The organism is Enterococcus mundtii (assembly GCF_013394305.1).
GTDB lineage: Bacteria > Bacillota > Bacilli > Lactobacillales > Enterococcaceae > Enterococcus_B > Enterococcus_B pernyi.
The window spans coordinates 1,809,406-1,822,917 of the sequence record NZ_AP019810.1 but is presented as its reverse complement, the minus strand read 5'-3'; the positions used below and the strand labels follow the sequence as shown (position 1 = coordinate 1,822,917).

15 protein-coding genes are annotated in these 13,512 nt (G+C 39.1%); all 15 read right to left on the bottom strand.

Features of this window, described 5'->3' with window-relative positions:
- Positions 1-2: 2 nt before the first annotated feature.
- The 15 genes from HZ311_RS08830 to HZ311_RS08760 all read right to left on the bottom strand — a co-directional run bounded on the left by HZ311_RS08830 (position 3) and on the right by HZ311_RS08760 (position 13,501).
- Entirely contained in the window at positions 3-776 is a 774-nt protein-coding gene (locus HZ311_RS08830; protein ID WP_178946620.1) for a hypothetical protein, read from the bottom strand.
- Between the two features lie 12 nt (positions 777-788).
- Positions 789-2,546, bottom strand: coding sequence for a BppU family phage baseplate upper protein (locus HZ311_RS08825; RefSeq protein ID WP_178946619.1), 1,758 nt, complete (start codon positions 2,544-2,546; stop codon positions 789-791).
- An 11-nt stretch (positions 2,547-2,557) separates the two neighbouring features.
- Positions 2,558-5,374: a phage tail spike protein gene (locus HZ311_RS08820; RefSeq protein ID WP_178946618.1), complete on the bottom strand. Its 2,817-nt coding sequence runs from the start codon at positions 5,372-5,374 to the stop codon at positions 2,558-2,560.
- The gene (locus HZ311_RS08815; protein WP_178946617.1) at positions 5,371-6,159 is read right to left on the bottom strand and encodes a distal tail protein Dit; all 789 of its coding nucleotides are present in this window, start codon (positions 6,157-6,159) and stop codon (positions 5,371-5,373) included. The genes HZ311_RS08820 and HZ311_RS08815 overlap by 4 nt, the downstream gene beginning before the upstream one ends.
- 9 nt (positions 6,160-6,168) lie before the next feature.
- Entirely contained in the window at positions 6,169-9,111 is a 2,943-nt protein-coding gene (locus tag HZ311_RS08810; RefSeq protein WP_178946616.1) for a tape measure protein, read from the bottom strand.
- A gap of 16 nt (positions 9,112-9,127) precedes the next feature.
- Positions 9,128-9,361: a hypothetical protein gene (locus HZ311_RS08805; RefSeq protein WP_232092473.1), complete on the bottom strand. Its 234-nt coding sequence runs from the start codon at positions 9,359-9,361 to the stop codon at positions 9,128-9,130.
- 77 nt (positions 9,362-9,438) lie between these two features.
- Positions 9,439-9,786: a tail assembly chaperone gene (locus HZ311_RS08800; protein WP_161643234.1), complete on the bottom strand. Its 348-nt coding sequence runs from the start codon at positions 9,784-9,786 to the stop codon at positions 9,439-9,441.
- A gap of 42 nt (positions 9,787-9,828) precedes the next feature.
- Positions 9,829-10,335, bottom strand: coding sequence for a phage major tail protein, TP901-1 family (locus HZ311_RS08795; RefSeq protein WP_100495085.1), 507 nt, complete (start codon positions 10,333-10,335; stop codon positions 9,829-9,831).
- On the bottom strand, positions 10,336-10,731 hold the full coding sequence (locus HZ311_RS08790; protein WP_178946615.1) for a phage capsid protein: 396 nt from the start codon (positions 10,729-10,731) through the stop codon (positions 10,336-10,338).
- Complete coding sequence (locus HZ311_RS08785; protein WP_178946614.1) at positions 10,732-11,073, bottom strand: HK97-gp10 family putative phage morphogenesis protein; 342 nt, start codon at positions 11,071-11,073, stop codon at positions 10,732-10,734.
- Positions 11,066-11,395, bottom strand: coding sequence for a hypothetical protein (locus HZ311_RS08780; RefSeq protein WP_178946613.1), 330 nt, complete (start codon positions 11,393-11,395; stop codon positions 11,066-11,068). Before HZ311_RS08780 ends, HZ311_RS08785 begins: the two co-directional genes overlap by 8 nt.
- A complete protein-coding gene (locus tag HZ311_RS08775) occupies positions 11,392-11,730 on the bottom strand; it encodes a phage head-tail connector protein (RefSeq protein ID WP_178946612.1) in 339 nt (112 codons plus the stop codon). Before HZ311_RS08775 ends, HZ311_RS08780 begins: the two co-directional genes overlap by 4 nt.
- A 39-nt stretch (positions 11,731-11,769) precedes the next feature.
- The gene (locus tag HZ311_RS08770) at positions 11,770-11,976 is read right to left on the bottom strand and encodes a hypothetical protein (protein WP_100495088.1); all 207 of its coding nucleotides are present in this window, start codon (positions 11,974-11,976) and stop codon (positions 11,770-11,772) included.
- Between the two features lie 11 nt (positions 11,977-11,987).
- On the bottom strand, positions 11,988-13,094 hold the full coding sequence (locus HZ311_RS08765) for a major capsid protein (protein ID WP_178946611.1): 1,107 nt from the start codon (positions 13,092-13,094) through the stop codon (positions 11,988-11,990).
- 14 nt (positions 13,095-13,108) lie between these two features.
- Complete coding sequence (locus tag HZ311_RS08760; protein ID WP_178946610.1) at positions 13,109-13,501, bottom strand: hypothetical protein; 393 nt, start codon at positions 13,499-13,501, stop codon at positions 13,109-13,111.
- Positions 13,502-13,512: the final 11 nt, after the last annotated feature.

The following is a 13,512-nucleotide window of genomic DNA, read 5'->3' as shown; positions in this document are numbered from 1 at the left end:
TTTTAATAGATTCCTTCAATAGAAGTGATTTTAAAACCTGTATCATCAGTAAATGTTGGATTACCAGTCGGTCGAAACGTTACTAAACGACACTTTGTCATTCTTAATACCCGTTGATTTTGCATATCGGTCAAATTAATTCGCACGGTATAGGCTTCGTTTGCTGTGTTCGCCACCGTTGCAAGTGATAGGACTGGGTTATCAACAGCGGGAATCTCAACTGTCTGTCCGATGATTCCTGAGACAGTTACTTTTAGCGTCCTAAACCGCCTTGTACTCTCGACAAGTCTCATATCGTCATTTATGCCAGCTTCACCCTTCCAAAGAATCGTCGTTTGTCTAATATTCTTCCATACAGTCGAATTGTAATTGCCTCCACCGCCAACTTCGCTTGTGTTCATGTACCAAATAGATCCATTGGTAACTGATATCACCAAAAAAACTTTTCTAGCTGCATGTTCACCTAATACATGTAGCTGAATTAAGTCCCCTTTGCTAACTGTATCGGGCGTATCAATGCTATCCCAGCCACCACTACCATTCCATACTGTTGCATATCGACCGAAGGGTAAATCAAAGAAGGGGTATTTCAAATCGATGTAATTATCTTTAATTAAATGCCCCCTTGCTAAGGAAACAATTTCTGGGGAAGCTAACCCTGCCCCCATTTCCGTCGCAATTGCATGTGGATTTTGCTCATCTCCATCTAGGTGGATCGCTAGCTGTTCTAAAATAAATAAAATGGCTTTGTCTCTTTGCTTGTCTGTCAATTCCATAAAATTCACCTCCTAATACGTAAATGTTCGATCGGTCGATCGACCTACTCCCTTTATTCGAAGTCTACGATTATCTTTATCGATAGCTATATGGCAAAAAGCAGAATAATCTTCAGGTGAAACAGTCTCATCTGAAGAAAAGGCACAAGTGCAAACAATTATTTTTGTCGTTCCTAAATCCCTCGCTGTGTCATAGTGCCAATGTCCGCAAACATAACCAATAATTGTCCCGCCACAGCTCTCCTTTCCTTGACTAAAATCAAATGTTTGCCGTCCTGTATAACCAGGAACTGGCTCCCCTTTCAATTGATCGTAATCAATAGTGACAGCGCTCCCCTGCTTAAACCCATCTAATAACTGTTGCAAGGCATCTGTATTCCAAACCCCCGTCGCAGAATTTTCTAAAGGAATATGTCCAACTAGTAACACATGATGCCTACGGTCTAAATGCAACAAAAATTCTCCTAAATCTTTTAGCTGAGCGCCACTGATTTTCCCTACTGCTCCATTTTGAATAGCACCAGAGAATTCAATATAATTTCCCTCTCCATCTAACGCATCGCTATAATCATCCGTGTCGATACGATAGATGGCAACACCTTTCTCTTCAAAAATTTTTCCGCCATAAGTGCCGTTATACAATTTCTTCATATCCGCACCATTTAAACAAGTTTGTGGGTTGTGCCCGTACCAAGCATAAGGAATTTTTCCGGTGTCATGATTCCCTCGACACAACATCACATTCTTTTTTCCTACCGTCGCTAAAGCGACAAATCGTTTCTGTAGAGATAGTGCATGCGTCCTTCCTTCAGGGATTGTTACATCCCCTTGAATATGAATTCGTCCACTATGACAATTCGCATTATCTCCACCATAAACAGATACATCACACACCTTCCCCAATTCTTGAAAGCGTCGAATACTATTCCAGCGTCTTGCCAGTTCGAAATTTTTCGGATCAATTCCTTCAATACTTAAAGCTTGTTTTTCGACATGTGTATCAGTAATAAACGCCACATTGAAATGTTTAGGATTTACATTTCTAATCACTGTTTCTAATCTCGAGGGAATAATTTTGTCGTATTCCCCGGTAAGAAGATTGAAGCGATTATCGGCTAATCCGCTAAGGACTTGATCACTTCCTGTTGGAACTGAGAACATCTTGTACTGTATCTCCTCTAAACGAGCTGATAAACTGTCATAATCACCTTTAGCATCATTCAGAATAGTAATGATCGTCCCGCCAGGATCCACGCTCTCCAGTATCTCTCGATTGGCTTCAATCCATCGTTCCCAATCCTTTTCTCCTTGACTCATGTAGTCTCTAAACTTTCTTAGAAGATCTTCAAAAGTCCAAACGTAACCTGAATCCCGAAGATTGCTTCTAGTTATTCCAGAAATCACACGATAAGTAAAATCTTGCGTGCTGAATTGCTCACTCCACGTCCCATCCCCATTTAATGAGCGAAAACTAAAATGAGCGGTGTTTTCACCTCCCCATTGCCAGTCCGGTTCGCTTAACGTGTAAACCAGCCTTGCTTGTGACGGACTGTATTCTTGAACTTTTTGTTCAACCGGTTGGTTCTCGCTGAATTTTGTTGTATTAATGAAAAACGGCACTAGGCCATCGAATGTTTTTAACGTACTATGCTCAACGATTTCTACCACTAGCTTTTGAGTTTGCACATCCCCTTGACGTATGCGGATTAGATTAATCCCGTAGTTCGATTCTGTTGTAGATAAAATTAGTTTATGTTTTGTCTCTGCCATGTGTGTCCTCCTCAAAAATCAATATAATTACGCGGATTATGGAATCGAGCGTTTGACGAGGGATAAAATTCATCCATAAATTGAAAATGAAGATGTTCTCCTGTAGACGGACCAGTTGTTCCCATCAATCCTAATTGTTGTCCTTGCGAAACCTTTTGCCCCACAGAAACGTCTACACGACTTAAATGGGCGTAACCCGTGTAAATACCATCTGAGTGTCTGATGACTACATAATTACCGTACCAACTAAAATATTCTGCCCCCGCAACAATGACCTCTCCTTCACTCGAAGCAAAGATAGGTGTATTCGGATTGTTATTCACTAAGTCGATGCCATTATGGAATTCTTGTGCATTGGTGATAGGGCTTGTACGCCAACCAAATTCACTAGTCACTCGAACTGGTGCGCTAATTGGCGTAATATATCCAGCTGATTGTGGGATAGATAAATCTTTAAATCGGTTGTACCAATTAGTTGACCAACCGACTCTTTCGGGGTGATCATTTAATGGTCGTTCAAAGTTCTTTTCGAACGCTCTTGTTGCGGTTGCGATATCTGTGAGGCCCATAAATTGTGTCCATGTATAAGGATAGGCGTTGGTCGCAATCCATTGACCGTTTGGTGCATGCCACATTAACAATTGAAATTGCGCAGTGATTGTATCAGGATTTTCAGTGATTCCTGCTTGAGTCATTAAATTGATCATATATACACGACCACTACTCGCCCCTGTACTATCTGTCCACTGCCATACGCCATAACCGAATCCTGGTTTACCATTTCCTTCATCGGCAGTAGGGTTTGCATCAGATTCTCCCTGAGCGTTCCCTAAAAGAGCAGCAGCGGCTTGTTGTGTGAAACCTGCGCCAATCGCCATCGCCCAAATTTGCCAATAGCGTTTATCACGATCCGAAGTAATTTCTGGTGGATACTGTCCATTCCAACTACCGCCATTCCCGCCACCACTACCACCTGGTATGACTTCTTTACCTCCGATATATAGCTTTTCAAATCTTCCTTCTCTACCGTGAAAGATTCCTTCTTGTATCCATAGATCACCAGAGGCCGAAAATTGAATCTGTCCGTTTTTATCAATAGCAATTCCAGAAGCACCTTTCGTTGAACTTGGTTGCTTATTCATTAGGAGAATAGCTTCCCCATCATCAAGGGAAACTTTTAAGTAATCTCCTGTATCAGGATACGCTATACCACCTAAACGACCTCCGCGGGTACCTATACTCCCCAACGATTTCGAATCATTCCAGAATTGCATACCAGCTTTCGTCAACTCCATAATTTTTGCGCCATTGTTGATGGCTTGGATAATTCCATTAGCCATTCTCAATTGATCACCAGCACCGTTGAACGAAGTTTCAAAGATATCTGCCCTAATTTTTCCTGCTTGAATAAAGTTTGCATTAAACACACCCGCAATCGTCCATGCAGTTTTGAATTCATCGGTCCAGAAATCACCTTCGATAAAACCAATCCCATCTGAGTTCATGACTAAAAAATGGTCAGATGTATCAATACTTTTACCATTCATAAAAACCATCTGATAAGGCTCTCTACCATCTGATTTGCCAGTTTCTTGACCATTCATCAAAAGGATTGAACCACCGTTTTTCCCTGCGCCACGCATGATGTCATCTTGAAATTTACCAATTTCGGTTGATTCGTAGAAAGTCATCTTATTTGATTCCAGATTAGAAATACTGTTCGAAATCTGCGCTGATTGTCTGCGTGCATCTTTGGTTAAATTGTCACCCAACTCGATTGAAGTCTGGCCAGACAAACGGTTAATTCTCACTTTGAAGATTCTAGTACGATAGTGATAATTACGATCATGTCTATGAATCGTCACTGTATTTCCAATGACATCACTTCCTGTCACCTCAGCTTTAAACTGGGCCAAAGGTCTAGAAGCATCCTCCAATGTCTCATAAGTTTTTTGTAGTAGCTCTGTTGGATCTTCAATATCATCGAAAATCACTACTGTTTCTCGTTTCCTCATCGTTCCATCAGGCTGTGGAATACCAAATTTTACTGTTGCTTCCGGATCTTCAATCCAATTTTCTCCTAACGGTTTGTCTAAAGGTGCGCCATTTGATTTTTTCCATTCTATGTCCGCAAATTCGATTCTTCGACCATAACCATCGCCGACTTCTTCTCCACGTCCTCTGCCAATAATAGAAGTCGCAATTGAGCTTCTGTCAACTTCTTTTACAACAGAGAGTGCTTTACTTCCATAAGTAAACCGCATATTCGAATGCTTGCCTATTTGCTTATGCGCTTCAATCCATTTATCTTTAATTCCGTGTGAGCTTAGAGAACAACGAAAAGAAAATTCCATTCCGAATGTTTGTAGTTCTTTCAAAGCCTCTCGCACAGAAACGTAGTAAAAATTGGTAGTGATTACTGGTAATGTGGGGGCTACATATTCAACACGCCAATTATTATCAGTAAATTCCATTAACCGATTTAGCAACAAGGATACTGGCTGTCCACTTGGCCTAATATCTCTGATAATATAGCCATCTAGCTCATCAGGAGCAAACCCAATCCCCGTGAATTCCAACATTTCCTTCGGATCATTTGTTTTAATTATTCGATACAACGAAAATGACGATTTGCTTTCACGAACCGCCATAAAACGAGCATCTTCAATTTCTTTATCGTAAGCCACTGTTACATATAGAACGTCTTTCATTAGCTCACTTTGATCCTTCGTTATTTCCTTTTCTTGAGTGACTTCAATTAGTTTATTTTTGTTTTTTCTTTTAATCATTTTTTGTAGATGATCAAAAAAATAGACTGTTTCGCTCAAATTGTCGCCCCCCTGTAAAAAACTTTAAGTTTTCCATTGTTGCAGACAACTTTTTGACCTTGTCGCAAAACAAAATTCTCAAAATCAGATTCTAAATCAATGACAGATGTCCAGTCTTCATCGTTAACCATTAGTTTTTCATCCGCAAAATCAAATACTAATTGATCTCCTGGTTTTATCGCTGCATTAGTCACACTAATTGTTTGTTCCCCATTTGTAATTCTTATAGCATTATTCTTTTCTAAAGTAACCTTTATCTTGGTTGGCGTTATTGGAAATCGCATCGTATTTCCAATATAACCATCCGTTACAACTTCTCGTGTGTACTTTAACGGATCTGCGCAATAGATGGTAAAAGTAGATATAATGGAATTAGAATCACCTGCAACTTTATCTGCCGTTGCGTAACGACCATAGTAGTAATAATCACATTCATCTCGAAATCTGATCTCTACATCCTTTGTCCGAAACAAAAAATTCAATAAATCTTTGAATTTGAATTGCAGCTTTTCTGGGTTGTTATCTACTAACCTATACGTAACAGAGATTGTCCTAGATGGTAATGATTGATTCGTTATAATTGAGCCGATTTGGATTCCTTGTTGCTCAAGTTCTAGAGACAACATCTCTCTCCCTTCAACCTTTAGTGTTTGATACCCTTCCACAAGATCTTCTAAGTACATTCCGTCATACATCATTGCAGAGGTAGGAAGGAAGCGGTTAGGATTTTCTCGGTTAATCGTTGTATCATTAAATCCATACATCTTATTCTCCCAATTTTCCATATTTCCCTCCTAAAATTCTAAATTAATTTCTGCACCTTCGCCCATCGCTTGCGCGATATCATCGACAAAATGACGGAATGATTGTTTACCTAAATTAACATTAAATATCGCCGGTTTAGTTGAACCACCCATATTCACATTATGTTCGACATGAGTGGAGATACTACTATTGGCTTTTTGCAGGTTGGAAGCTAAATCAATCTCCGGTGAATTATCAAAAGTATCCGTAATAATACTAGCCATACTTTCAACAGTACTTTGGACTTCATCAAATCCCGATGTGAGACCTTTGTTTAAACCTTCCATTATCGCATTACCCGCCGGAATCAAAAGTTTTCTATCATACTGTATCGGTCCTTTGTTTTCTCGAATCCAATCACCAATTCCGCCAACAAAATCTTGAACTGCTTTCCAAGCATTCTGTAGCCCTTCTAGAAAGCTATCCATGATTGCTTTTCCAGCTTCCCACAGATTTATTTCTTTAAGCGTGTCAAACAATCCAGTAACTTTTCCAACGGTATCGTTAACAGCATTTACAAGTCTATCCCAGATTTCTTGGACACCATTGACCATAAGATTAAATATGTTGATGGTCCCTTGTTTTAGATTTTCCCAACCTTGGACAACGCCATCCTTTGTCTGCGTCACTAAGTTACTTATCCACTCTTTAAAGGAACTCCAGATATCTTTTGCCCCTTGGACTGTATTATTGAACAAATCAATTGTGCCTTGTTTTAGTCCAGTCCAGCTATTAATAATTGTTTGGACGATGGTATCAATCGTTTCAAAGAACCATATTTTTAGATTTGTCCAGATCTCAATTGCACTATTTTTAGTGTCTTCCCAAGTTTGAACAATCGATTGCTTCAGCCCTGTCCACATTTGTACGGCATTGTCTTTTATGGTTATCCATAAATTAGCGAAGAATGACTTCACTTGATTCCAGATAATATTTGCTTGATTAGAAACCTCAGTCCAGATGTTAATCACCGATTGTTTGAATCCATCCCACAATAGTAATGCACTATTTATGATGGTCCCGATATATACGGTGAATATATTTTTTATCGACAACCAAATATTTTGTACCGATTCGACCAGTGTTCCCCATATCATGTCTAAGTCATCTTTCATTTGCTGAAAGTCGCCAGTAATTAAGTTGATAATGAAAAGCAATGGTGCAGCAATCAATGCTTTGATAATTTCAAAAGCATTTAAGATGATATTTTTCACTTCGGCAAAAATTGACTTTACTGCATCGATGATATTAGAAAATACCTTAGAAAAGTTTGAGACAAAAGGCCCTATATATTTCAATACAAAATCAAGCGCGCTTTTAATTTGATCAGCTATTGCTTTCCAAATACTTGATGCTGTATTTTTTAAGTTATCCCATTGTTTATTGATGCTGGAAATCATCCCATCAACTATATTTAAGGTGCTTTGCTTTATGTTTTCCCATGCTTCAGACGCCGATTGAGTAATATCTGACCATAAATCGGTGAAAAAGGAAGTTAGCTCACTCCATTTTTCTCGGACGAAATTTGCGGCGTTTTCCGGTGCTTTTTGTATAGTTGTCCATGCTTTATCTGAAATATCCTTAATACTATTCCATAGATCACTAAACCATTCAGTCGTCCCGTTCCAAGCTTGTTTGAACCATTCTGAAATGCCATTCCAAATATTTTTAATTCCTTCTACAGAAAAACGAACTATTTCCTTGATACTCTCCCACAAGCCGATCCAAAAATCCCTAAATCCTTCACTAGTACTCCATAGATAAATAAAGGCTGCAACTAAAGCACTAATCGCTGCAATTATCCATCCTACAGGTCCCATAAAGCCTGCTAACATAGCAATAGTTGTTTTTAGTCCAACTGTTGAAAGAATAGTAAGAGCTGTATTAAGCATTCCAACCATCTTGGTTATTGTTGCTATAACCTGAAGAGCTATAAAGTATCCCTTCATCGCTAATAACCCCGCTCCCACTGCAACCATCAAGGGCATAAGGGGTTTGAGAATATTGGTTAGCTGTTTTATAACTTCTATAACCGGTGGAATGGCTTCCCTAATGGCTATAAACGCATTAGTTATTACTGGTTTTGCTTTGTCTATCGTAGCGGCAATGGCGTTGAAATCCTCGCTTCCACCTAACAACAGGTTGATTTCTTCTAAGATACCAGCGATTCCGTTTTTTACTGCTGTTTTTAAGTTTTCAATTGAAGTCGCAACACCTTTAGAGTTAGCTTTAGCCAACTCAGCGCCTTCGGTCCCAATGCCATACATTTCAATCATCTTATCGTTGAACTGATCGAATGTTATCGTTCCTTCTTTTAACGCATCGTACAAATCATTTTTTGCAGCCGCACCTGTCAAACCGAAGCTGTTTGCCACTTGCTCTAAGGACAGCCCCATAGTATCGGTTAAAGAGTTCCAGGATTGCATGTCCACCTTGCCCTTAGCCAACATTTGGGTGTATTGAGTTAGACCTCTGCTTGCTTCTGCAGAACTTGCACCACTGGCCAAGAACGCATTGTTTAAAGCGATTGCCGATTCTGTCCCTTTGTCTAAATCTCCAGTGGTCATCGTTAAACTTTGTGCATTTTTTACAATATCGTCTAACGTAGTTGGCAAACCGTCGATTCCTTCAGTTAATTTAGTCATGGATTGGTCCACTTCGTCAGTTGAATATCCCAGTTGCCGCATTATGTTTGGATACTGTTTCAATGTATCGAAACGATCAATGGCTCCACCTAATGAGTTTGTAACAACTCCTATTGCCGAATCGACCAATTTAAAAACCCCGACACCTTTTGCGATGTCGAGGATGGAAGTATTCGTTTTCTTGGTGTTATCGTTAAGACCGCCCATCGAGTTGTCTGCGTCCTTCATTGTAGATGTAAAATTTTTATCGACTGCTGAGAGGATTGCTTCGACTGTAAATGATTCCATAGTTTTCCTCCTTTCCTCAGGAGTTTACAAATCTAGGTGTTTTTTCATCCTTGCCCAAGATTTTGTTTTCAAGCTTTTCTTTGTTAAAGAATTTTTCAAAGGTATCAAAGAAAGGAACCTCGTATTTACCCCGTTTTTTAGTAGCTTTGACTTGCTTATTCGCCCATGCTTGGTAATGTATAAGCTCTTGTTCATCTAACCTCTTAAGACGATAGGCAATAAGCCTTGTTTCATATTCCGTCATTGTCATTCGATCGATGTCTAGAAAGTCAGAAATCCCAAGATAACGTAGACAATTTATTTGGACAGTTGTGTAAAAATCTTCTTCTATTTGCTGTTTTTGATTTTGTTTTCGAACGTTGTTGTCTTTTTCTTTGTAAATTCCGACTTTTTTAGTTCATCAAGAACTAGATCGAATAATTTTTCTGAGCCCATTTCACCAACCAAGGCAATCAAATCTTTTTCAGCTACTCGTGGTGACTCTGTTGCGTTTGCTACTTTTAACATTTCAATCAGTGTTTCGATTTCCTCATTAAAGAAATTGATTAAAGTAGAATCTAGCCCCAGCTTCATTGTCATACCTTGCTCTACCACTGAATATCTACGGTTCATTTCTTGGATAAAACCAAATCCAAAAATAAACTTGTATTCTTTTCCGTTAATCGTTAATTCCATTTATTCATCCTCCTAAAAATAAAAGCACTCAATTAAGAGTGCCTAGCCTTCTGGTGTTTGTTTTTTTGTGTCTGTAAATGCATATTGCACTGCATTTTGTTGTTCAGTAGTAAGTGTTGCGTATCCATCTTGATGGACCATTTGAACAGCGTATTCGATACTTACTTCAACATTGTCTTCAGCAGCTGCCGATTCTTCATAATTTGAAATAAATACTTGGAAGTATTTAGCTGCGAATTTACCTGTGTCCCCTTTTTGAGGATCTAATTTATCAATAGCCCAAACTTCAACTTCTTTATTTTGCATAAAAGCGTCATAAAGCATCTTGATTGTTTTGCTATCTCGTTCATATAAAGCAGTCGAACTAAAAGCATATTCGATTGCTCCAATATTTTGCGCAGTTCCATCTTTTGTTTCCGTTGCATCAGTACTTCGAGACATTCCAAGTGTATGTTCAGTTTGATATGTTACAATTTTTGCATCTTCTTCTGATTGCTTATCCAAAAGTCGATACAAAAGGACAACATCAATTCCTTTTTTTAGCGCCATTTAAATTCCTCCTATACATCTAAAATTAATTTCAATAATCGCTCGTTTGAGCGGTGTGTTTGTGCTTGTATCTGTTACTGTCTGTATGTCGCTTGCATTGGTGTCTAACGCCCAAGAATAAACGTCAGATGCGTTCACTTGCATCGCTTGTTCAAACAAAGCAGACGCCATCTCAGACACCTGTTTTCGCTTTGTGTGCAAACCCCATACAGAAATGACAATCACGACATTTCCCAAGACATGAGATTTGGTAGTAGAGTGAAGCGTTTGAGTATCTTCGAATTCAACAAAAGGATAGCTTGCAGAGCTTGCTGGCTTGTAATCATAGGTCGGGTAACCCAATGCAAGCGAGCGTTTGAACATTTCATCAAAGATTGATTGTTCTCTTGTCTTCATCTACTCCACCAACTTATCCATATCTGATTTAAACTTCGCCTTCTGTTTATTGAAAGCTGGTCGCATGAATGGTTGAGCCGACTGAAACCTTGTGCCGTATTCCAAATAAGGTGCATAATCAGCGGTTGGCTTCACCTTCCCTGTTAAACCACCATCACTCAAATCCATGTTGATCGATCGTCTCAAGTTACCGGTATCAACTGGCGCTTTACGCTGCGCTCCTTGTGTCAGTTCCGTTGTATTCTGCTTAACAACCTGCCTTACATCTTTTAAATTCGTATTAGCCTTTAGTTTTTTAGTTAGCTCGCTAACACCTTTAAGTGATACATTCTTCCTAACCACCAAAAACCACCTCCTGAACGATAAAAGTATTTTTCAATCGAAGGTTACGCTCAGTGATAATCTCGAACTTCTCCGTTTTTCTTCTTAGCTTGTTGAAGATTAAAACGTAATCCCATTCTTTTGTATAAGGTCTAAGCAAGCGAATGACTTTAGCGCCTTGTTTGATATCTCCAAACAAAGTCTTTGATCGGTCAGTTCCTAAATCGGTAACATTACCTAGTTTGACTGTTTTTACTAAAGTTGGTTCGACATGTTCGCCCAATTCAGGATCATAAAAGCCATCTTTTTCGACAACGAAAGTTACTTCTGTGTCATATCTCATAAGAATCTAGCCACTCCTCTACGGGGAACGCTATTCTCCCTTTGCTTCTCTTTGTATGCTGATATGTCATCTTCAAACTCATCTAAAAGTTTTCCATAGGAGATTGACTCACCCTCTTGACCATACGAGCTCATCCCCTCGTTACCTTTGCGGTTAAATCGCTTGATCGTACATTCAACTACGATATAGTTTAAAGCTGCAGGAACGCTTTCTAAGAAGCCCAAACGCACACATAACTGGCTTGAAATTCGCTTGATAAAGTCAGCAAGTTGCTTATCCAGTTCTTCGTTATCAACTTCGAGCGACCGTTTCACTTCTTCTAAGGTTTCGTTCATGACTGCCTCCTTTCAAAAATAAAAAGGCTAGCCGAGTGACTAACCTTTCTTTTTAGATGATTTCGTTGATTTTTTTTCTTGTTTATCATCAGTTTCAATCGGTACCAAGAATCCACCGCCAGAAGCTTCAAGATTCTTCTCGATTTCCTCAAATCGTTCTTTCGTCAAATCAACTTCTTGGTCCAATTTGTAAGTTTCTTTCGTGTGAACGTCTTTGAAAACTTTAACTACTTTATACTTGGCCATACTAAATCACCTTACCCTTTCGGAATTGTTTCAAGAATGTACACAGCATTTGCTTGCTCAAAAGAAGGAAGCGAGATCATAGAAACTTTTGTCTCAACATTTACTGGATCAGCTTTCTTCATAGTCGTAACAGCAACACCAGTATCGACAACTGATACATTTGCTACATTCGGACTAGACATCAAGTCAGATTCTTCTGGAGTAGTACCAAACCATGTTTTGCCCAATGTTTGAGCTGGCAATAAAACAAACGTATTATCTGGGATAAATTTATTCGTACCATTTGAATCAGTGTAAACTTTATCGTAAATAACGATCTCTAGGTTAAACTCTTCTGAAATGTAATCCAACAAAGCTTGTTTCGACAATTTAGCCGCTTGAGCATTGGCATTGTTTCCTAAAATAGTCGCTTTGATCGCTGCATTTTGACGTAAATAGCGGAAAGTCTTGCTATTCATAATGGCACGAGCTGGATTCACGCCTTCTTCTTTCAATACAGAAATAGCTTTATCGATATCTTCTACTGGGTCAGCATTCGCCACATCACTCCATGCAACATCAGCATTCCCCATGTGGTTTTCAGGTAAGTCATATTTGATTACATGATCTTGTCCATTTTCTTGGATTGTGATTGCTCCAGTGGTTAATAGTTGCATACGCATGATTTCACGACGTACTGCAGCACCACGCAACAAATCTGTAATATCATCAAATACACGATTCACAACTACATCACGATATGCAGGGTTGTTTGTTTGGTTGATCATATTCAATTCTTGACGCAACTCTTCATCAATGTAATAAGACTCTTTGAAGAAAATCATTTTTTGGATCAATTCTTCAAATCCGGCACGTCCACGTGGAATAACATCAGCATCTAATCCAGATGGGCGCAAAGCAACAGGTGAGCCAGTCTTACCTTTCAACCAAGACAACTTCATACCTAGTTGTTTATCAGCAGGGAACAACTCTTCACCAAGATAAGGCTGTTGCTCATTCGCTCGTTCTGCCCAATAAGTAGCAATGTTTGGTGCTTGCACTAGGTCAAAGATATTAAGCGTTGCAAAGTACTGTAAATTCATTTTCATTAATGTTTCTTTATGGATTTTCACTTTCATTCTTCGGTTCCTCCTTATTTATTGCGTTTAACAAAGTAAACTTTGCCGTCTAACGCTTCTTTTGCTTCATCTACAATTGTTAAAGTATCTTCTAAACGGAATTCGTTGACTGTACCGAAGTATAGTAATGTACCATTAGCAGTCGTAGAACCTGTATCGAATACAGCGTCATGCAATAAGACGCCTTTTGTGTCTTTAGCTGCTTCTGTGGTGTTAGTTACTGTTACAACTGCTTGCTCGTTGGTGAAAGGATTACCACCACCGACTGGCGTACCAGCTGGAATATATTTTTTTCCTTGTCCATTTGTTGCTGTAACTCCTGCAGATCCAACTACCACTGATAAGCTCTTATAATTACTTACATCAGCTAAAATTTGATTTTTCGAACCAAAAACTCGTTTTTCCATTTGTTAGTTCC

Coding starts and splice junctions, on each gene's coding strand:
- HZ311_RS08760 (WP_178946610.1), bottom strand. CDS start 13,501: ATGGAAAAACGAGTTTTTGGTTCGAAAAATCAAATTTTAGCTGATGTA.
- HZ311_RS08825 (WP_178946619.1), bottom strand. CDS start 2,546: ATGGCAGAGACAAAACATAAACTAATTTTATCTACAACAGAATCGAAC.
- HZ311_RS08830 (WP_178946620.1), bottom strand. CDS start 776: ATGGAATTGACAGACAAGCAAAGAGACAAAGCCATTTTATTTATTTTA.
- HZ311_RS08800 (WP_161643234.1), bottom strand. CDS start 9,786: ATGGAATTAACGATTAACGGAAAAGAATACAAGTTTATTTTTGGATTT.
- HZ311_RS08780 (WP_178946613.1), bottom strand. CDS start 11,395: ATGAGATATGACACAGAAGTAACTTTCGTTGTCGAAAAAGATGGCTTT.
- HZ311_RS08815 (WP_178946617.1), bottom strand. CDS start 6,159: ATGGAAAATTGGGAGAATAAGATGTATGGATTTAATGATACAACGATT.
- HZ311_RS08790 (WP_178946615.1), bottom strand. CDS start 10,731: ATGAAGACAAGAGAACAATCAATCTTTGATGAAATGTTCAAACGCTCG.
- HZ311_RS08775 (WP_178946612.1), bottom strand. CDS start 11,730: ATGAACGAAACCTTAGAAGAAGTGAAACGGTCGCTCGAAGTTGATAAC.
- HZ311_RS08795 (WP_100495085.1), bottom strand. CDS start 10,335: ATGGCGCTAAAAAAAGGAATTGATGTTGTCCTTTTGTATCGACTTTTG.
- HZ311_RS08805 (WP_232092473.1), bottom strand. CDS start 9,361: ATGACAATGACGGAATATGAAACAAGGCTTATTGCCTATCGTCTTAAG.
- HZ311_RS08770 (WP_100495088.1), bottom strand. CDS start 11,976: ATGGCCAAGTATAAAGTAGTTAAAGTTTTCAAAGACGTTCACACGAAA.
- HZ311_RS08765 (WP_178946611.1), bottom strand. CDS start 13,094: ATGAAAGTGAAAATCCATAAAGAAACATTAATGAAAATGAATTTACAG.
- HZ311_RS08810 (WP_178946616.1), bottom strand. CDS start 9,111: ATGGAATCATTTACAGTCGAAGCAATCCTCTCAGCAGTCGATAAAAAT.